16 protein-coding genes are annotated in these 19769 nt (G+C 46.3%); 7 read left to right on the top strand and 9 right to left on the bottom strand.

What is annotated here, in order from left to right; translation table 11 throughout:
* From K8S15_04190 to K8S15_04180, 3 genes are all read right to left on the bottom strand, one after another.
* A partial coding sequence (locus tag K8S15_04190) for a hypothetical protein (protein ID MCD4775235.1) occupies window positions 1-680 on the bottom strand: 680 nt, incomplete at its 3' end.
* 383 nt (window positions 681-1063) lie between these two features.
* A complete protein-coding gene (locus K8S15_04185) occupies window positions 1064-4342 on the bottom strand; it encodes a tetratricopeptide repeat protein (protein ID MCD4775234.1) in 3279 nt (1092 codons plus the stop codon).
* Window positions 4343-4431: 89 nt separating this feature from the next.
* Window positions 4432-5691, bottom strand: coding sequence for a serpin family protein (locus tag K8S15_04180; protein ID MCD4775233.1), 1260 nt, complete (start codon window positions 5689-5691; stop codon window positions 4432-4434).
* Window positions 5692-5881: 190 nt separating this feature from the next.
* Here K8S15_04180 and K8S15_04175 point away from each other — a divergent pair, with 190 nt between their 5' ends.
* Genes K8S15_04175 through K8S15_04165 form a run of 3 tightly spaced genes read left to right on the top strand, consistent with a single transcriptional unit; the run spans window position 5882 to window position 8873 of the window.
* Window positions 5882-6664 (top strand): ChaN family lipoprotein, encoded by a 783-nt coding sequence (locus K8S15_04175; GenBank protein MCD4775232.1) that lies wholly within the window; start codon window positions 5882-5884, stop codon window positions 6662-6664.
* Window positions 6661-7563 carry a hypothetical protein gene (locus tag K8S15_04170; GenBank protein MCD4775231.1) on the top strand — a complete coding sequence of 301 codons (903 nt, stop codon included), beginning with the start codon at window positions 6661-6663 and terminating at the stop codon, window positions 7561-7563. Before K8S15_04175 ends, K8S15_04170 begins: the two co-directional genes overlap by 4 nt.
* Window positions 7560-8873, top strand: coding sequence for an N-acetylmuramoyl-L-alanine amidase (locus K8S15_04165; protein ID MCD4775230.1), 1314 nt, complete (start codon window positions 7560-7562; stop codon window positions 8871-8873). Before K8S15_04170 ends, K8S15_04165 begins: the two co-directional genes overlap by 4 nt.
* 12 nt (window positions 8874-8885) lie before the next feature.
* Here the strand turns inward: K8S15_04165 and K8S15_04160 are convergent, their stop codons facing one another.
* The 4 genes from K8S15_04160 to K8S15_04145 all read right to left on the bottom strand — a co-directional run bounded on the left by K8S15_04160 (window position 8886) and on the right by K8S15_04145 (window position 14128).
* Window positions 8886-9539: a hypothetical protein gene (locus tag K8S15_04160; GenBank protein MCD4775229.1), complete on the bottom strand. Its 654-nt coding sequence runs from the start codon at window positions 9537-9539 to the stop codon at window positions 8886-8888.
* Window positions 9529-10248 carry an MBL fold metallo-hydrolase gene (locus tag K8S15_04155; GenBank protein MCD4775228.1) on the bottom strand — a complete coding sequence of 240 codons (720 nt, stop codon included), beginning with the start codon at window positions 10246-10248 and terminating at the stop codon, window positions 9529-9531. Before K8S15_04155 ends, K8S15_04160 begins: the two co-directional genes overlap by 11 nt.
* Window positions 10249-10276: 28 nt before the next feature.
* Window positions 10277-12652, bottom strand: coding sequence for a tetratricopeptide repeat protein (locus K8S15_04150; GenBank protein ID MCD4775227.1), 2376 nt, complete (start codon window positions 12650-12652; stop codon window positions 10277-10279).
* Window positions 12653-12826: 174 nt separating this feature from the next.
* The gene (locus tag K8S15_04145; GenBank protein ID MCD4775226.1) at window positions 12827-14128 is read right to left on the bottom strand and encodes an NCS2 family permease; all 1302 of its coding nucleotides are present in this window, start codon (window positions 14126-14128) and stop codon (window positions 12827-12829) included.
* Between the two features lie 146 nt (window positions 14129-14274).
* Between K8S15_04145 and K8S15_04140 the strand changes: the two genes are divergently transcribed.
* Window positions 14275-14781, top strand: a complete 507-nt coding sequence (locus K8S15_04140) for a PH domain-containing protein (protein MCD4775225.1) — start codon at window positions 14275-14277, stop codon at window positions 14779-14781.
* A 2-nt stretch (window positions 14782-14783) separates the two neighbouring features.
* Window positions 14784-15461, top strand: a complete 678-nt coding sequence (locus K8S15_04135) for a DUF1847 domain-containing protein (GenBank protein MCD4775224.1) — start codon at window positions 14784-14786, stop codon at window positions 15459-15461.
* Window positions 15462-15463: 2 nt separating this feature from the next.
* Here the strand turns inward: K8S15_04135 and K8S15_04130 are convergent, their stop codons facing one another.
* On the bottom strand, window positions 15464-16219 hold the full coding sequence (locus tag K8S15_04130; protein MCD4775223.1) for a hypothetical protein: 756 nt from the start codon (window positions 16217-16219) through the stop codon (window positions 15464-15466).
* Window positions 16220-16401: 182 nt separating this feature from the next.
* Here K8S15_04130 and larC point away from each other — a divergent pair, with 182 nt between their 5' ends.
* Both larC and K8S15_04120 read left to right on the top strand, forming a co-directional pair.
* Window positions 16402-17586 carry a nickel pincer cofactor biosynthesis protein LarC gene (gene larC, locus K8S15_04125; GenBank protein ID MCD4775222.1) on the top strand — a complete coding sequence of 395 codons (1185 nt, stop codon included), beginning with the start codon at window positions 16402-16404 and terminating at the stop codon, window positions 17584-17586.
* The gene (locus tag K8S15_04120) at window positions 17583-18239 is read left to right on the top strand and encodes a redoxin domain-containing protein (GenBank protein ID MCD4775221.1); all 657 of its coding nucleotides are present in this window, start codon (window positions 17583-17585) and stop codon (window positions 18237-18239) included. The genes larC and K8S15_04120 overlap by 4 nt, the downstream gene beginning before the upstream one ends.
* A 105-nt stretch (window positions 18240-18344) precedes the next feature.
* Here the strand turns inward: K8S15_04120 and K8S15_04115 are convergent.
* The coding region (locus K8S15_04115) for a T9SS type A sorting domain-containing protein (GenBank protein MCD4775220.1) at window positions 18345-19769 on the bottom strand (1425 nt) is incomplete at its 5' end.

Raw genomic sequence — 19769 nt, 5'->3', positions numbered from 1 at the left:
TCCGGTGGGATTTCTCCTTCCACTTCTCCCATTACCCACCAGTCACCCGGTTCCAGAAGAACCGAAGCTTCCAATTCCTCGATAATGATAAGTGGGTTTCCGCCATCGCCCCAGAACACGCCTTCGAACTCGTAGTTAGCCTGAAGCTCGGAAAATGTTGAAGCGGTTCCTATTCCTTTGTCCGTTACGAAGCGTTCTGAGTTCACTCTGATCCTGAAAACGGCTGCATCCTCTCCATCGAGTTCCAGAACCAGAGCTTCCGATGTTTCCCGGGGAAGCGTAATCCTAATTACAGGCGCAGGCGTGCCTTCAAGCATTATATCTGCTTCTTCGAATTCGATATCTTCGTAGGCCTGTGCGATATTCTCGATTGCTTCACTGCTCATCCCCACCTCAAAGAGCCCTGCGTGACCATTCTCAATAAGGAATAATTCCTCATCGCTTGCGACTGCTTCAGCCGGAAGATGGTCTGCTTTGTTGTCATCTGCGCCGGGCTGGGAAGCAGATTCTCCCGGCTCATCGATCGCGTTTACCGGTTCAATCGCGCTCTCAACCGGAACGGTATCCAATTCGGACGCAACCTCAGCTACAGATTCCTGTTCGGCGTCTGAACTGTCAGCGCCGCATGACAGAATTAGAAGCGAAAACAGGGCGATCAATACTGCTGCAGTGTACTTCATAAGTATCAGGATTCCCCTATCTTTGTTACCAGTTATACATTCTTGTAATAAAAACATCTGAGAACTTAATATAACCATACCAGCTAATCCACGCTTCCATTAGTTTTTCCATATATACCTGGAGCCGAGTATCAATCGCCCGATATTCAGATCACAGATTTCCGTAAAGAGACTTGCAACTCGATGATGATGAAAAGACTGTTCACTTGTTTCTTTTTGACATGATGGGAAGTGATTTGAAAGTTTCGCGAGAATTGTTTGAAAAGAAACTGGAAAAAGCAAAACGGCAGAGTGATTCAATATTTCTAGTGAGGTTTACGTATCGTTTTATTATTTGCAAGTGTCGCAAGTGACGTCCGACCCCGAAAGGAAAGTGAATGTTTCTATTGAGGTTTACGTATCGTTTTACTAATTGCAAGTGCCGCAAGTGGCGTCCGACCCCGAAAGGATTCGGTCTTCTCCAGCCATCCTGCCGCACCAAGTTCACCGAATATCTTATTAGCTTTGTCGAAGCTCTTTCCGGCATTGGTCACATCACCTGATTCGTAGAACATCGAACCATGATAGTAGAAAACCTGACCGAGCTGGAATTTGTTTTTTGTACTGATAAAAACATTCTCTGATTCACTGAAAGATGTTTCAGCTTCTTTCCACTTTTTCTTCTTCGTATAGATCCTGCCGGAACAGTGATGTATATGAGCATCTATTTCCTTTGAGGCCAATTCATCCTGAACAGATACGGTCTGCCGCAGATTCTCTTCCGCACCGGTCAGATCACCTTTTTCCAGATTGAGTGAAGTAAAACCAAGATATATGTAAGCCATGAGCATCTTCGATTCAATTTCTTCTGCAATCACAAGAGCACTACGGTAGTATTTCTCACCTTCAGCGTAAATACCCTGCTGTACGAGAATATCTCCTATACTCAGGAGACTCGCAGCTTCTCCTTCGCGATCACCGATCATTTTCTGTATCTTTACCGAACGCCTGTAGGTTTCCAGAGCCTTTGACAACTCACCAAGGTAATCATGGATAATACCAATGTTGATTAGAACAGCTGCTTCTGTTCTACTACAATCTATTTCCTCACTTATTCGAAGAGCCCGCCGGAGAGTAACCAGAGACGTGGATATATCTCCGAGGCAGCGTGAACCTATACCAATATTATTGAGCGTTATTGCCTCTCCCCTTCGATCACCCAGTTCTTCAATCAGCTTCAACGCTTTCTTAGAGAAATCCAGCGCCTTTGAATGGTCACCGATGTGATCATGAACAATGCCAATATTGTTAAGGCTTGCTGCTACACCTCGACGATCTCCGGTTTCTGTTTTGATCTCCATGGCTTTCTGAAAGCACTTCAGAGCTTCAGGATATTTTCCTTTTTGTCCATGTATAATGCCGATGCTGTTTAAATTCTTCGCCTTACCTTTAAGATCGTTAATTCCTACCTGTATACTGAGTGATCTATTGTAATAATCCAAAGCCTGCGGGAATTTACCGCGGCTCAAGTACGAAGTACCTATACAATTGAAGCATGACGCTTCTCCTTTTTTATCATTCAGCTCCCGATATACACTGAGAGCCTCGTCAGCTTTCTTTTCAGCCTCATCGTACTGAGACCTGTTCTGGCAAACGTCGCAAATTGAGAGAAGGCATTCAGCTTCCTTTATCCTGTTACCTGTCGCTCTTGCTATACCTATCGCCTTATCCAGATCTTCAAGCGCCCTTTCTATTTCTCCAGTCATTTCAAGCACATCGGCCCGGTTTCTCAAACACTCTATTTTTTTCGGTTCACCATCTTCAATCGCAACATCTTCCAGGCAATCCAGGGCTTTACTGTAGAATTCTATTGCATCCCTGTTAGCGTAAGCATCTTTCGCTCTTTCCGCGGCGATTATGCTGAATTTTATTGCTTTTACCTTATCTCCACTCAGATAATAGTGATATGATAACTCGTCCACTGCTTCTTCGATACGTTCTCCATGAATCTTCAGTAATCTGTCTCCAACCATTTGGTGGTATTGCGTCAATTTTCTTGTGTTTATCTGCTGATATATGACCTCTCTGATTACGTCCTCCGAAAAGCAGAACCGCTCTTCACCAATTTCCTTCAATAACCTCATGTCCCGTATCTCATCAATAAGATCGAAAAGATTTTCTTCATTGATTCCGGTTACTTCACTTAACAGAACAAAGTCAAACTCCCTGCCTATCACCGCAGCATACTCCAGTAATTCACAGGCCCCATGGCTGATCATGCTTACTTTCCTGTCGACAACGCCTTTTACAGAATGGGGTATAACAACCTTCACATCCTCATTGAGTAAAATTTCCCCGTTATCCCAGATGAGCGCGCCATTCAATTCCAGGGATCTCATTAATTCCTCAATGAAGAATGGATTACCGCCTGTTTCCCTGTAGATATAAGCGGTAAGCTCCTGAGATGGAGCCGTATCGACCATGAATGAAATCATCCGGGCAACATCAGCCAGCTCCAACGGTTCAAGCTCTATCAGGTCATAAAGTCTTTCCCGCTCCATCGACTGCAATAGATTATTGAACAGATCGTCCCTGGCCTCTTCAACGCGATAAATGAAAAAGAAAAAGACTGGACTTTCTTTCAATGACCTGACCATGTAGCTGAATAGTTCCAGAGAACCGTTATCGGCCCAGTGTATATTATCCAGGCATACAAAAAGAGGTGCTGTTGAAGCCTGCCGCTCAAAAAATCGTCTTACGCCCTCAAAAAGCCTGAATTTGTCAAGTATGAATGCGCTATCATCCGTCTTCACCAGTTCATCCGACAGTTCGGGTACGATTTTGACCAGCTCTATCTGAAAAGCTTGAGGAATCCCGGTAATACAACCGCTGCCTTTTTTTCTGAAAACATTACGGATAATTTCTCTGAATGGATAGTAGGGTATGGACTTTGTTGTGGCCGAGAGATTACTCTCCAAATAGGGAATTTTCTTATTACCGAAATCATTTACAATCTCGTGTACCAGTCGTGTTTTGCCTACACCGATCTCCCCGCTTATACAAACCGCTCCTCTTCCTCCATCGACTTTTTTGTTAATAGCGCTGGTGATCCTGACGATCTCTTCTTCCCGGCCAATTATCTCTCTTATCGGGGTATCTACTTTTTTGCTCTCTTTGCTGAAGGAACCAATTCTGTCTCTACCGTGCCTCTTAGCGCTGTAGAGACGTTGATCGGCAGCATTGAAAACCGACAGCCAGTTGTTACCGTCCGAAGGGTAGGATGCTATACCAATACTGTAAGTCATCTTAATCCTGGCAAATTCTCTGGAATGGCACTGATCAAGGAAACGGAGAGAAATTTTCTCTGCATTCCTGTATTCAGTATCCGGAAGTAAGCAGACAAACTCGTCGCCACCGTAGCGAAAAACAGTATCATTTTCTCTCAAAAGATCCTGAAGGAAATGAGCAAATTCGATGAGAACGGTATCCCCCATGGAATGACCGTATGTATCGTTGATGTTCTTGAAATGATCAAGATCGATAATGACTACTGACAGAGATTTGTTTTCGCGGTCCGCTTCTCGGATGTACTCAAAGGATACCATGTTCATGTATCGGCGATTACATAAACCGCTGAGAGCATCAATGTATTCATCACCTATGTCGTTCATCCGAAATACCATTGTCATTCCTTCAGAAAATTACAATCGTATTAAACTGCTATTTGAACTGTAAGTCAATAGATGTTACTATGAAAACATCACGCCTTTACTTACATCGAAGGATCCATTACCCTTCCCATGAAAACAATGGAACCGGTTTCCGTGTCCAGTATGAAGAACATGAACGGCCGGTTAAGATTCATCTCAACCGGTTGCGCAGGTATCGCAGTAAGGCCCATAATTACTGCCGTAGCTGCCGCTGCTTCCGTGCCCTCTTCGTCAACCTTAACAAAAGCCTTGTGCAGAACCTCCGAAATGAATAGGTCCGGACTTCCCGTAAAACCGCTGAAATCAGCTCCTCCTCCGAAGGCGGATTCCATTCCAAGTGTTTTAAGAATCTGGCTCAGCTGCATGCTTCGCGAAAACTCGAACCTTGGCAAGGATAGGGATACGTTACATGATGAAAGCCTTCTTCTGATCGTCTCAAGCATGTCAGCGTCGAGATCCTTTTGGAATTCCCGAATATCTCCATCGGGAAGAAGTATAAGCATGCCTGCGTTGCCCTCGGCATAATCAAGCTCAACTGCGCTGCATCCTTCGGTGGAAATGAAGTTGAAATAGTTCGTCTGGTTCATCATCGGAACATCGATCTCGGATCCGTCTATCAGCGTGAACGGAGCATCAAATGTAATGCTTTCATCAAAAGGTCTTCTCCACGAAGCCTTGAAGTAAACAGCATTAGTCAGTACGACCCTGGTATCCTCTTTCAGCACCCCGGGAGGAATTAAATCCATTATTCTATTCATGGTACTCTCAGCAACCCAGTCGTTTATTATTTCCCGCGAATGTTCGGAAGCATCAATGAAGTCAAGGTTTCTGACTGCGGCGCTGTAATACCGGGTTACTTCATCAACGTATTCATCGAGAAGGGTAAAACCATTCTGAACCCATAAACCGTTGGATATGGAAAGAGTGAAAGGATGTCCTGACTCTGCTCCCAAATAATCGGCCGAACTCAGAGTTTCGGTTAAGGAATGGAATGCCCTGTTGACTGCCTCTACGGGTAACGTAAAGTGCAGCACCAGAGCCATATCAACGGCCGTTTGTCCTCTGGCTCCATTGTAGGTCATTCCAAGTGCCGAAGATATACTGTAAGGGGAAAAAAAGATGTTATCCGATTCCTGTATATCGCATACTTTTTCATACAGATCCAGCGCGAATTCGTTATTGCCTTTGACCAGGTTCTGAACAGCATGCTCATCCGTTATCGGCTGCGCTTCAAGTAACAATGCGCTAGTCTCAGCCAGGCATCCTGAAACGGTTATGAGAAGGATAACTGTCATTGCCGATAGATTTGTTAACGCTTTCATTGTTTTCTCCGATCTGTTTGTATTTCTGATGATACCTTGTACGTTATAGAATATTCCCCTGGGAGTATTATGTCACGTCCGGGAATTCGCATCGGATGAGACACTTTTCAGAACTGTTGGATTTGCCGGGTCATCTCAGTTCACTATATTTTAATTGGGATATAAGTTATTCTTTAAAAGGGAGATGATTTTGGAACTTTTAATTGTTGCTCTACTTGCGCTTTCGCCCCCAAACGGAATAATACACCACGAAGGAAATACCGTATCCTCCGAAGAGATGATAAACATGCTTGAAAACGTTCAGGTAGTATTCATCGGGGAAAAGCACGATGACGCTCTCGCTCATGAATGGGAACTGTTCATCTGGACTAACCTTGCTTCCGATGAAAGATCCCTTGCTCTTGAGATGTTCGAGACCGATGTGCAGGAGCTGCTCGACACTTACATTGCAGGAGAACTTGGCCTTGATGAGCTTCTTGAATCGGCCAGACCCTGGAATAACTACATGGAAGCTTACCACCCCATGGTAGAACACGCTGCGCAGAATGGTCTAAATGTTGTCGCGGCCAATGTACCGCGACACTTTGCGGCAACGGTTGCAAGAAACGGATGGATGGGTCTAAGGGAAGCAGATGGTTCCGATTTCTTCGAGGAAATCAGCATCGATTCCACTAACGATTTCTACAGGCAGCAATTCCTTGGAACCATGGACGCCATAGGAGACCAGATGCAAACCATGCCCATGAACCCGGTTAACATGTACCGAGCCCAGCTCCTGAAGGATGCCGTAATGGCATCCTCGATAAAGGGAATCAGCTGTGTGTTCGTCTGCGGGAGTTTTCACAGCGATTACCGCTCCGGAATCCCCGATCAGCTGGAGCCGGGAGTATCGTATCTCACCGTCTGTATAGTGGGTGAGGATGAGTCCTGGGAAACCGGCCAGGCGGATTTCGTCATCGTCCGCGGCATATGACAATTCCTGTTGCGCTTTCCGTTCTCGCTTTCATATCAGTTCCTTCAGGGGATTTGTATGTCACGGAGTTCAATTACAACGGCGCGGGTCTTGCTTTAATAATTCCGTTTAGCAGCGGCATGCTGGCCGTTCCATGGGGCTACGGAAAGGTACTGTACCTTGAAAGTGAAAATACTGCCAGGGCTGTCCCCTGCTCGTGGGATGAATCACGGTGCTGCTCAGCCCCTTCCTCCTTCGAAGATTCAGCTGCCTTATGCATAAGACGCAGTGGTTCTGAATACATTCTGCTTTTTTCACCGGCTTCTGTCATCGAAGCTTACGGTCCTTACGAAAAAGGTGGAAAACCTGTCTTTGACAGCCTGGGAAATCTCTGGTTCACAGCCGACGGATACCTTCATGAGAATGGAATATCAACCGGCATAGAGCTTGAATCACATACTATCTCTGTTGATGCCTCAGGTGTCCGTGTCGTATTCTGCGATAGCAGTGACAGAATCTGCATTCTGAATATCGACGATGGAGTTGTGTCGGTTCTCTCCTCCGATTACAGGTTCTACAATCCTGTTTTCGTGACCTTCGAGGGATCTGATTTGATCGTATCCCCCTCCCTGGAAGGTGAGATCGTAAAAGTATCCCCTGCCGACGGAGCATGTACATCTCTTGCTGAGGGTTCTCACCCCTTCTGGTGGGAGGACAGGGAATCGTTTCTTTACAGCGTAGCTTCCGATGACGGACTCCGTATCACTTCGGGTGAAATATGGCTTGTGTCTCCGGATGGAGTAAACCAGCAAATTTCATTTACTCCCGATATTCATGAGATCCATCCGGTAGTTATTGATAGCGCCGTTTACGCAATTGACGCCACTTCCGGTACTCTTGTCGCAGTTCCGGACGAATGATGCGCTTTTTTCTTCCCCTGTTGTTTATTGCGCGGTGTATACTCGCCTGGTCCGTGTGCCTTGATCCGGGACACGGAGGCTCTGATAATGGCGCTGTTGGCATTTATTACACGGAGAAGGAAGCCAATCTTGACGTGGCCTACCTTGTCAGGTCGTATCTTGAGCAGCTGCCCGAGTGTGATATTGTTGCCATGACAAGGCTTGTTGATGAATACGTTTCACTTGCCGATAGAGTCGCATACGCCAACGCGGGTGGTTACGACAGATTCATATCCATTCATCATAACGCATTCAACGGATCAACTCAGGGTACGGAGACGTACTGCTACCAGGACGGCTTCCCGGAATCCTTCGACTTCAGGGATATAACCCATCCTTACATTCTTAATGCATTCGGTTATATCGACCGAGGCGTAAAAACAGCCGGATTTTATGTGATTAAGTACACGAATATGCCATCGATTCTGGGAGAGGCTTCGTTCCTTGACTACATCGTTCAGTGGAACGAATCCTGGAGACTTTTTACCCAGTGGCAGGATCACGAAGGAATCGAGGGCTGGGCTTACTGTGCCGGAGTATGTGAACATATGCTGTCACCGGTGACCCCCTCGTACCTCAGCAGAGTAGTGGACAACTCATACCCGCTTTTCTCAACGGAAGGTCCGGGGCAGTGGGATACCGGTTGTTTTGGTGTTCCTTTCGGCCCGGACTACGCCTGGATAACAGTCTCGGACGATATCAATACAGGACGATGGAATCCTTACATACCTGTTTCCGGCTGGTACGATATCTCTCTCTGGTGGGTATCGGGTCCAAACAGGACAACCGACGCAAAGCTCACCGTTCATCACCACAATGGAGAGAGTAATTTTACGGTTGACCAGAGTATCGGCGGAGAGGAGTGGTACAAACTCGGTACTTTCGCTTTCCATGAAGGAACATTCGGATGGGTTGAAATTTCCAGTGAAGGCTGCACTCCGGGACAGGTAATCGTGGCGGATGCCGTAAGATTTGAAATAGCACCAACGGGAATTGAGGAAGATCCTCCTGCCACGGAACAGGCAATGCACGTTTCACCTAATCCGGCCGGGGCTTCGGTCAGAATAGAACTGTGCGGAGTTTCCGTACTTGCTGAAATCAGCATCTACAACATCTCGGGAAGGCTGGTTCAGATAATTCCATCGCAGTATCAACAGTCAAACGTTTTTCTGTGGAATCCGGAAGGCTGCGAACCCGGAGTTTATTTCGCGGTTGCCATCGGTAACGAATCAGATGTTTTATCAAAAAGGATAATCCTTCTTGGGCAGTAACTCCAACCAGAATCAGAAATACACGTCACAGGTTAAACCTATGTGGGGGCCTGTGAATGTATAATTGCCTTCTTCTGAAGCTCCGCTAACAGTTCTTGTTACTTCCATTATGCGGTGATCTGCTCCCAGATCAAGCCAGAACCCACACCTGCCGAATTTGTACCCCAGGCTGCACAGAGCTTCCAGTCTGATGCCATTTGCCCCGTCATAGGCTTCCTCCCTCGGCGGGTCAGTACTCTCTCCGTCAGCCAGGATCACTATTAGATCCTCCGGCCACATGAGGCTCCATGCGGCTCCAAGTGAGGTTTCAACGGCAAATCCCTGTTCCGGGTTTACAGGCAGGTAGGAGAACTCCCCTCCGATGTTCATCTGATTTCCGATAATTACAAAGAAAGGAATGGGAATTGTAACCTTGGCCCGAAAATAAAGATCACCAAACAGACGCGGCCCGAAGGCTGTCTGGAAGCCCCATACACAATCTCCTCCATGTTCCCAGTACAGGTAGCTCATATCCAGACCGGAGGAGACGCTGCACCAGGGTTTCGAACGAACATCCGAGACTGACAGGAACAGCAGAATAAGGACCGTAAGAAATCTCATACCTGTTGATAGATCGTGCCAGAAGTATTCTGTTCTGTTCTTATTCATTAGCAACTTAGATTTCAATGGAATCCCCCGATGCCAGTATTTTCGCGCGGCTTCCGAACATCGCCGCAAAAGCTTCTATCGCTCTGTTTCCCGTACAATGCATCGGAGCGAAGAAGGAAATATTTCTCGTGGCCAATTGCTGAAGCACTTCACGAAGTCCCCTTTTGTCATGATGATGAAGGTGAAACCCCCCTCCAACAATATGAATCGAGTCAGCCGAGAAATGTTCTTTTACATTATCGACAATTCTTACGATACCTGGATGAGCACATCCTGTAATGATGGAAATTCCTTTTTCCGATTGGAGGACCATGGCCTGTTCGGCCAGATAAGATCCCTTGTAGTCAGCGGGTATCTCTCCGGTCAGAAAAATGCCCGGTCCTATCTGCCGATATCCGGCACAGGATTCGAAAACTCCATTTTTCAGTTTAATTGTCTGTTTCAATTCTTCACTGAATCCATGGCACCCGTAAACCGTGATACCCGGTTTAATGGAAAGCAGACCTGTAAGTCCTCCCGTATGATCCCAGTGGTCATGTGAGATAACAACTGTGTTAATTTCAATGGGATCAATGCCAAGAACCGTCATGTTCGCAAGAAGACTTCCTCCGTCATTACCTGTATCAAAAAGGAGGTCATCACCAATAAGGGCACTGAAACCGATTCCGGTGGCAAGATCTGTCCGCCGCGCGGTATCGTTGAACAGGATACGTATTCTAAAAGACATTTATATAACTCCTCAACAACGTTAATCACTAAAGCGTATCATCTTCATTAATCTTTTTCAGAGTTTCCGGCTTCGAACGCTCCTCTTCAGATGCAATCGCAGGTATACATGGAAAATGCAGTCTTATCGCCCCCCCCGGTTTTTCAGACTGGCAAAAGACCATGAATCCGCCATGTGATTTCAGAATACCATGAACAGCTGGCATTCTCAAATCCGTCTTCAGAACGTCTCCAGATGTGAAGGGGTCAAACATGTTTCTGAGTTCATCACTCGAGAATTTTTTCGAAGTACTGCCAACCTCCAGGAAAAGATAATCACCTTCGTGCAAATCGGTACCGTGCACTGCTTCTTTCAGATACTCTCTGTCGGCGTGTACCTTTCCGGTGACAATGTCCACTTTATCGGTATCACTTATCCCCTCATCCAGAACGGCCATGAGATTCCCAAGAGCAAGTCGCAGCTGGGAAGGTGATACGTCGATATGTGGCAAATCTTTATCCAAATTTGTGTTAAACTCAAAATGCATCTCCGGATCAAAAGTAAGGGATTTTAGAATAAACCCAACTTCGGAGGAAAGATCAAGTTGTTTTGAAATGGAGTTGCCACCTCCCGAGAAGGCAAGCAGCTGATTGCAAAGTGATGCGGCGCGCCTTGCGCTGCCGGATGCCATTTCCAGGTTGTTCCTCGACTTAACGTCACCTGTTCGTCCTATAACCAGTTCAACGTTGCTCATTATATCCAGCAGAAGGTTGTTGAAATCGTGAGCTATACTGCCAGCAAGGTATCCAAGACTTTCAAGCCTTTTTGCTTTGCCGGCAAATTCCTGGAGTTTTTTCTTTCTCTTTTCCGCCATTTTTTCTTCCGTAATATCAATGGCGAACACAACAACACCATCAAACGTGCTTTCTATCCCTTTGAATGGAACACGGTGACAAAGGTAATGATGGTCTCCGTCCTTCAGGGGAATCGTTTCTTCACTGTTAAGCAGTGGCTCTGAAGTATCTCCGTCATCTCTTTCGGACCGATTCCTGAGGGTTTTCCCCAGAGATCCAAAGAACTCCTCCGCCTTACCTCCTACAAGTTCCCTTGGTTCTTTATCTATAAGGCGGGACGCGTATCTGTTTAATCTGATTACGGTTCCTTCGTTATTAATAAACACTATCACCGCCGGAACATAATCCAGTATAAGCTGAAGCTGTTCCTTCTGGGCCGACAGCATATCTGAAAGATCCTCCAGCTTGCGGTTCTTGCTTCTAAGAAGCTTCGCTTCCCTGACTCTGTGCTCAGTCTCAAGAATTCCTCTTGATTCAATCAACCTTTTTTCAACCTGATCTCGGTAGAGGTTTTTTGACATCTCCAAAGCCTGTACATTTAACTCGTATGCCCTCTCATTGTCTCCCAGTCTGTTTCTGACTTCGGCCAGCATCTCAATAGTATCCATCATCGTTTCATCGGGTTTGTTGTTTTGTTGATAGCTGAGACATCTCTCAAGACTTGACGCGGATTTGTGTAGTTTTCCCGCTTTCTTCCATGCTTCGCCAAGGTTAAGAAGTGATGATGCCATACCATTTCTGCTTGAGATTTCTTCACGTATGGCAAGAGCTTCCTTATGACAATTTATGGATTTGTCTATCTTCCCCATGGATAGATACAGGTTTCCCATATTGTTAAGGATATTCGCTGTCTGAGCCATTCCTCCTGCTCTTTTTCTCGCTTCCAGGGCTTCGATGTAGTTATCCAGGGCTTCCTCCGGTTTTCCCATTTTTTTCAGCGTCATGCCTATGCTGTTCAGTGTGTCAGGAAGACCCCATGAATCATCTTTATTTCTCTGTAATTCGAGGGCTTCGTCAAAACATACCATGGCCTTCTGGTAATTCTCCATATGGTAGTACGCCAGACCAAGGCTGTTGAGTGAACTGGCTTGATCATAATCGTTTCCAAGTTTCCTGCTTAGATCAAGCGCCTTTTCATGATGCTCTACAGCAAGGGAGAAATCCCCCTGGTCCTTGCAGATAATTCCAAGCCAGTTAGTAGCATCGGCTACTATCTTCAGGTCTCCGCTTTCCTCCGCTGCTATCAGCGCGTCGTGCGTAACCCTGTAAGCCTCAGACATCCGGTTAAGCCCGTGGTAACTTGCTCCCAGGCCAAGGATATTCCTTGCCTCGCTTGCTTTGTTCTCCTCCTGGCGGCAGCTTTGAATCGCAGCTTTGAATTTACCGGCAGCTTTATCGAAAATTCCGGCCTTCCAGAAGGCTACAGCGGACCTGTGGTACAGTCGGCTCCTATGATTCGGGTGATTTTCGGCTGCCTGTTGAAAAAATTCCGCCGCTTTCTCGTAGCTGCTTTCCTGAAGAAGTCTTTCTCCCTTGACTTCCTCGGGGATTCTGCTTTCTTCCTCATCCATGCAGGATACCTCCTTTCATGGGGTCGGACGTAACTTCTGGTCACTTGTGAAAACCCTATGCGGTTTGTAAATCGGTATGTATTTCATTTAATTGCTAAATAAATACAATAACTAAATCAATTCTATTCCATATTGGAGACCCCTGTATGCACTGCTCCTGTTAATGCTTAACTATCACGCTCCATACATGTAGTATACAAGAGACAGCACTGAAAGCACCCATAGGCCCGCAGGTACTTCTTTCCGTTTTCCTGCAGCAATCTTGAAAAGCGGCCACGTTAGAAGACCCGCGGTAATGCCTATACCAAGATTGTATGTGAAACTCATTAGAACGATGGTCAGAAACGCGGGTGCGAGCTCAGTCATATCGTCGAATTTCAATCCGGTTATAGGTTTCAGCATCAGCATCCCAACTACGATGAGAACCGGTCCGTAGGCACAAGCGGGAACTATAGTAAGAACCGGTGTCAGGAACAGCGCAAGCAGGAAAAGAAATGCTGTCACCACAGCGGTGAAACCGGATTTCCCTCCCGCCTCTATTCCCGACGCGGATTCGAGATACGTTCCTGTGGTGGTTGTTCCAAACACGGCGCCAACAACTGTTGCAATTGCATCGCAAAGCATTGGTTTCTGTATTTCCGGAAGGTTGCCGTCTTTGTCTAGTAATCCCGCCCTGTACGAAAGCCCGAGAAGAGTACCCATAGTATCAACAAAATCCATAATGAACACCGTCAACAGAACTGATATAAATCCCCAGGTAAGGGCTCCGGACAGGTTAAATTTCATGAATATTCCGGAAATCGAGGGTGGCATGCTCACGATGCTGTCCGGAGCAGAAGCAGACCCGGTAATTAAAGCCGCAACGGTTGTTACTGTAATCCCGATCAGAAGGGCCCCCCTGACCTTCAGCGCAAGCAATACTATCATGAGAAAGAGCCCCCCTATAGACAGAAGTACAGTCGTGCTGCTTATATCTCCCAGCGTAACCGGAGCATCGGGGGTTCCAAGTATCACAACTCCTGCAAAATTCAAACCGACAAAGCAGAGGAAAAGACCTATTCCAACGGCAAATGCAATTTTAAGTCCTGAGGGGATAGAATTCGCGAGCCAGCTTCTGGCTCCGGCCAGAGATAGAACTGTAAACAACACCCCTCCTATGAAGATGGCTCCCAGGGCTGTCTGCCAGGAATATCCAAGAACACCTGTAACTGTATAAGCTATGAAGGCGTTCTCCCCCATATAGGGAGCAACGGCGAAGGGGCGTTTAGCGTACACACCCATAAGCATTGTTCCCACAAATGCACTCAATACTGTGGCAACCATTGATGGCCCTCTGGGAATACCTGCAGCTGATAGGATTGCGGGATTAACTACGATAATGTATGCCATTGTAAGAAAGGTTGTAATTCCTGCAATTGTTTCAGTCTTCCAGGTTGTGCCAAGCTCATCCAATTGAAAAAACTGTCTTGCCGTCATCTTTTCCTTCCCTGTTTTCGTGAACATTCCTGAAGCAACAGTAAGTAGAGTAATATCCAATTCTTTTGCATATGAAAAGAGCGGGGGTTTGTAACGAAAACGCATTATAAATAGATTAGTATGAGTAACCTTTGATGGAGGATTGTATGTCGAATGTGGAAAGGTACTTCAACGCGCCCTGGGGAACTATGCTTAAAGTAATAAGCACACTTGCTACTGTACTCCTGTTGGGAGTATTCGGCGGGATGGCTCATTCCGGCCGCGCTTCAACAGTTGTTACAATGTTGCTGTATATGGGCGTACCGTTGTTAATCGTGTTTATCTGTCTTCTGTTTACTGTAAGGGGTTACACTATTTCGGGAAATACTCTCCGTATAAGAAGACTCCTGTGGAACTCAGATATAGATATAAGCATGCTTTCGTCAGTTGAATACGATCCGAAGGCCATGACAGGATCAATAAGAATATTGGGCAACGGGGGACTGTACAGCTTTTCAGGGAAATATAGAAGCGGAAAGCTTGGATCTTTCAAAGCGTATGTAACCGATTTCAAGAATTGTGTGATTATCGAAAGAACCGTGGGAACAATTGTAGTGTCTCCTGAAAATCCCGATTTATTTGTAGAAGTTCTACGGAGCCGGGAATGGGTGTAGAAATGAAAGAATCCTATCCGTCCTGCGCGAGTTGCCCTTTCCCAAAAGAAGAACGATTGTGCTCTGTCGAGAATGGAAAAAGCCCGGCAACATGCCCTACTCGTAACAACTATCTCATTGATGAGGTCAGAAATGAATACCGTGATTCCCCTATCAGAGAATTTGCGCTTCAAGCTTCAGTGCAGGAGGGTGAAGGTTACTCGGAAAGGGAGCCCGGGAATACTGCTCCGAAACCTGCAAAACCCAGAATACTTGAGATAGCCGAATTCGCAGGAAGGATGAATTACTCGAAACTGGGTCTCGTATTCTGCACAGGCCTGTCAAGAGAAGCTGCTATAGTGGAATCTTTCCTTTCCGATAAAGGCTTCCGGGTGGTTTCGGTCATGTGCAAAGCCGGACGAATTCCCAAGGAGGAAATAGGCGTTAAGGATCATGAGAAAATAAGACCTGGAACCAACGAATCCATGTGCAATCCCATACTCCAGGCACTTGCCCTTAACAAAGCTGGCACCGAATTCAATATTGTGATGGGGCTGTGCGTTGGGCATGATTCTGTCTTTTTCAAGTACTCCGAAGCGTTCTGTACAGTTCTTGTTGCGAAGGACCGTATCACCGGACATAATCCCCTTGCCGCGATATATACACTGAACAGTTATTACAGATACCTGAAAAAGGAATGACCTTATCGGTCCAGCTGATTCAGTTGAATCTTATATCCTGATTTTTCCGCAATCCGTTTCAGATGCTCCAGATATTCTTCGATAAGCTTCTTATCAATCTCTGAGTAATTCACCAATAGCCTGCCGGTTCCAGTTCTTACACGGAATCTGCCCTTGACTGAGGGGCGAAGGGGTGCTTCCATTTCTTCTATCAGGTGAAGCTGCTCGGAGATAATTCGTTCTCCATCGGAAATCCTCGTTGCCAGGCAGGAGTCGGATGGATGTCCAGTGATGCCAAGAAAAGCTCCTATGTCAGCAATTTCTTTTTTACCCATCCGGGCTTCAATGAAAGGATGAACAATTCCTGTCTCAGCCGCGGCAACAAGACCCGGACGGGATTCGTTCACGTCATCAGTATTTGTTCCGTCCATGATAGTTCTAAAGCCTCTTGAAACAGCCTCCGCCTTCAGCCTGGTAAATAACTCCCTTTTACAGATATAACATCGTCTGTCATCATTCAGTACAAATTCCTCGATGGATAGCATATCCAGTGGAACAAACAACTGCTCAATGCCGAGTTCCCTGGCAACAATACGAATACGTTCTCTGTAAAATCCCGCCAGCAGTTCGGTATCCGCTGTAAGAGACAGAACGTTAGAAGCTCCAATAACCTTAACCGCAGACCTCATAAGCACTTCACTGTCGTAGCCACCCGAAAACAGTATACCGCAACATCCACTGTTAAACAGTTTATCTTCAAGAATTCCGGGTATGGACAAAATGCCTCCTATAGTATTACAACCGTTCAGAAGCTTATATTATGTAGTAATGTTTACTAGTAAGGAATGCCAGAAGATTATCCTGAAACAATTCTCTGGCTTAGTTTTCTATAGATTCAGCAGGTTCCTTGTGATACAATGCTGAAATACGAATGTACTGTCTGCTGGACAAGAGGATTACAATGAGGATAGCTGTTTTTGATCCTTTCTGCGGTGTTTCCGGGAACATGATTCTTGGGGCATTGGTGGACTGCGGCCTGGATAGTTGCCATCTGGAAGAAATGCTTCGGAAACTTGATCTGAAGGGTTGGAAACTGTCAACAGAAAAAGTCCTAAAGCAAAATTTGCAGGGAACCCTTGTTACGGTCAGCGTTCCTGAGGAGTCTTCTGCCAGACATCTTTCAGATATTCTTCGGATTATCTCGGAATCAGAGCTGCCTGAGTACGTCAAAGATAAAAGCAGCGAAGCCTTTCGCAAACTTGCGGAGGCAGAATCACATGCTCACGGTATTTCTATAAGTAAGGTTCATTTTCATGAAACCGGAGCTATGGATGCCATTATTGATATTGTCGGATCCTTCTGTGGCCTCTACCTTCTGGGAATAGAAGAAGTATACGCTTCATCCGTCGCAACAGGTACGGGAACGGTCACATGCGCTCATGGCACCCTCCCTGTACCTGCTCCCGCCACAATGCGTATTCTTGAAGGTATTCCAACAACACCTTCAGGAATCGAAGGTGAAATTGCTACTCCAACCGGAACAGTAATTCTGGTAACGGCAGTTGAATCCTGGAAGAACCCTCACCCTCGCATGGTGCCGCAATCAACGGGAATGGGTGCCGGGACAAAGGATCTTCAGCGACCGAATCTTCTCCGCGTTACCATCGGCGAAACACTGGGTGATGCCCTCTGGAGCAATGACAGCTGCATCGAAATAAAAACTATCATGGACGATATGGATGCAAGAATCTGGCCTGATACTGCTGTAAGAATACTTGAAACGGGAGCTCTTGACTGTTACGCCACACTGTGCCTGGGCAGAAAGGGAAGACCCTCAATGGAAGTAACAGTACTATGCCCTGTATCCAGGAAAGAAGATGTTATTGAGTGCATATTCCGAAATACTTCAACCCTGGGAATGAGGTTCAGCACTGTTGAAAGAGCTGTACTGAACAGGGATTTCCGTACGGTTGAGACCAGATTCGGTCCAATCAGGATGAAAAGGGCATTCCTGGAAGGGAAGCTGCTTCGAGCGGAGCCGGAGTATGAGGATTGCGCAAAAGCTTCAAGACAGCATAATATAGCGGTGCAGAAAGTTATAACAGCCGCCAGGTTCGCAAATCTAGAGATTGAAAGAGACGGGTGACTCTTCTGAAATACTATTCACAGGAACTTCCAAAATCTGATTTAAACCGCAGGAGAGTACGGTCTACCGTTATTTTTATTGTCGCGATGATCGCAACAGCTTTCATTATTGGTTTTCTCTTCGACCTGGGGCCGGAACTTCCCGTCGAGAATGTACTTTCCAATGTAGGGGATTTTCCGGTGGATCATATATGGCTTAACGCAAGTGAGCCTCTCAGTCTTTACGACCAGCTGAGCAAGCACGTAGTAGTAATTTTCTTCTGCAGGCTTTCAACTCTTTCCGACCTGCAATACTTCTCCCGGCTCGAGCAAATCCAGGAAGAATTCAGCGATGAACCGCTTGCCGTTATTACTGCTGTTCAAACGGACGAAACCTCCATAGATGAGTTACTCGGTATTGTAGAGGACTGGGGAATTGAATTCCCGGTGATAATAGATAACAGGGGAATAGTATCCAATCGATTTAATGTATGTTCTTCCCCTTCGTTGCTCGTGCTTGACGCAAGGGCACGAGTTTCAGCCAGGTTCTATGCCGGATGGGAAGAAGCTGACCTGAGAGGCATAGTCAAAGACCTGCTCCAGCAGCTCAGGGCGATGCGCTTCTCTACGATTGAGATTTATCATTCTGACGGAGGTTCCTACATCCCCGACTGATTGGAATCACGTCACTTTCTACAATTACAGAGTTTGCAGAACATATAATAAATGTGAGATGACTGATATCTACCGAAATATCACAATAGCGAATGCTCTCAGACTCTAATCGAGTTTAACAATGTGTTGAATCAAATCTTCAGAACCCTGTATGTACACCCTTGATATGTAAATCCCGGAAGGGATATTCTGCCCTCTCCACAGCATTGTTCTTACTTCCCCTGTATCAATTAATTCTGAAGATGCAATCATCCTTCCAGCAAGATCAAATATCTCCAAGTTCACTTCTCCCTCCGGGAGACCTGAGACGGAGAATGTCAAACTTTCTCTGAATGGGTTAGGATATGCCGAAAACACAGGAGTGAAATATCCCCAGCGCTCAGGTTCCTCTATCCCAACAGATCCTTGAATAAGAATATCATCAATATATAGCCCCTCCCGTGTTCCGGTGTCATCACTCCCGAAGACGAAGCGCAGCTGCCCGGGGCCTGCAAGCGAATCGGGTATTCTGAGTGTCCACAATAACCATCCGGATTGCCCGGAGAAGATGCCAGTACCCTCCTCGAAAGGTCCGGTAGAAGAAGGTATGATCTCATAGGGATAACCACCTGAAGGCTCAAGGTTAATCCAGGTACCACAGCGGCCAAATTGCAGCAGACCTCCATCAAATGCGTAAATTCCTGTTCTACTATCCAATGGAATCTGGGCATCGATCCAGGTCCAGAAAGAAATATCACCGCCTATGGGAACATTCAGCAACGGTGAGGTAAGCGCAGAGAAAAGATGATTGTCATAGTCCCCCGAGCCGGTATCACCACACTTGAAACTCAGTGTTCCATCGGTTGTATGATTTCTTTTGGAAGAAATGTGCCAGTTGTCCAGCCATCCGGACTCTACCGCATTCCATGACCACTGATCGGTTCCGGATTCGACGTCGCAGTTTATTCCACAGCCCACAGGAATACTGAATTCTACGGTATTCATGTATCCTCCATCCGCGAAGATGGTAAGCTGCATGGGATATGCCTGTTCTTCCGGTGTTGAAGCGGGTGCAATCAACTCATAGCCGCCTGTGCCCCAGGATTGACCACCCACCGGAATATTCCCGAAATCATCATAATTACTATTAACAACAATTTCTGGTGAAAGGCTCTGAAGAATTGCGAAAGTATTTGTGAGAGGAGTACTCTCCGGGTTTGACAGCTGAAGATATAAGTCAGTCTGTTCACCGGATTCAAATGCCATGTTGCCATTTCCAAGTTCAATATCGTCAGTATACATCCATGAGATCATCGTACTATCAACAGGGCCAGCGCCTGTTGAGACGGATATCCAGTCCCAGCTTGCGTTGGGCTCATTCCCCATTAGCAGCCCAAACTGACCGGTCTTAGGAAAAGGATCTGTCGCGCTCAGTTCCCAGCTATCACCGGTTGAAGGAACTTCAATTTGAAGCTGAAGAGAATTTCCTTCGCACGTTAGCGTTAATTCGTACCAGACCCCACTTGGAAAGGGAGCGTATAGACTATTATA

It is taken from the genome of Candidatus Aegiribacteria sp. (genome assembly GCA_021108005.1).
Classification (GTDB): domain Bacteria; phylum Fermentibacterota; class Fermentibacteria; order Fermentibacterales; family JCC-6; genus Aegiribacteria.
The sequence above is the reverse complement of the archived record's forward strand: the minus strand, read 5'-3'. Positions and strand labels throughout refer to the sequence as shown.

Coding starts and splice junctions, on each gene's coding strand:
- K8S15_04185 (MCD4775234.1), bottom strand. CDS start 4,342: ATGGTATTTCGGATGAACGACATAGGTGATGAATACATTGATGCTCTC.
- K8S15_04180 (MCD4775233.1), bottom strand. CDS start 5,691: ATGAAAGCGTTAACAAATCTATCGGCAATGACAGTTATCCTTCTCATA.
- K8S15_04170 (MCD4775231.1), top strand. CDS start 6,661: ATGACAATTCCTGTTGCGCTTTCCGTTCTCGCTTTCATATCAGTTCCT.
- K8S15_04165 (MCD4775230.1), top strand. CDS start 7,560: ATGATGCGCTTTTTTCTTCCCCTGTTGTTTATTGCGCGGTGTATACTC.
- K8S15_04155 (MCD4775228.1), bottom strand. CDS start 10,248: ATGTCTTTTAGAATACGTATCCTGTTCAACGATACCGCGCGGCGGACA.
- K8S15_04150 (MCD4775227.1), bottom strand. CDS start 12,652: ATGGATGAGGAAGAAAGCAGAATCCCCGAGGAAGTCAAGGGAGAAAGA.
- K8S15_04145 (MCD4775226.1), bottom strand. CDS start 14,128: ATGACGGCAAGACAGTTTTTTCAATTGGATGAGCTTGGCACAACCTGG.
- K8S15_04140 (MCD4775225.1), top strand. CDS start 14,275: ATGTCGAATGTGGAAAGGTACTTCAACGCGCCCTGGGGAACTATGCTT.
- K8S15_04135 (MCD4775224.1), top strand. CDS start 14,784: ATGAAAGAATCCTATCCGTCCTGCGCGAGTTGCCCTTTCCCAAAAGAA.
- larC (MCD4775222.1), top strand. CDS start 16,402: ATGAGGATAGCTGTTTTTGATCCTTTCTGCGGTGTTTCCGGGAACATG.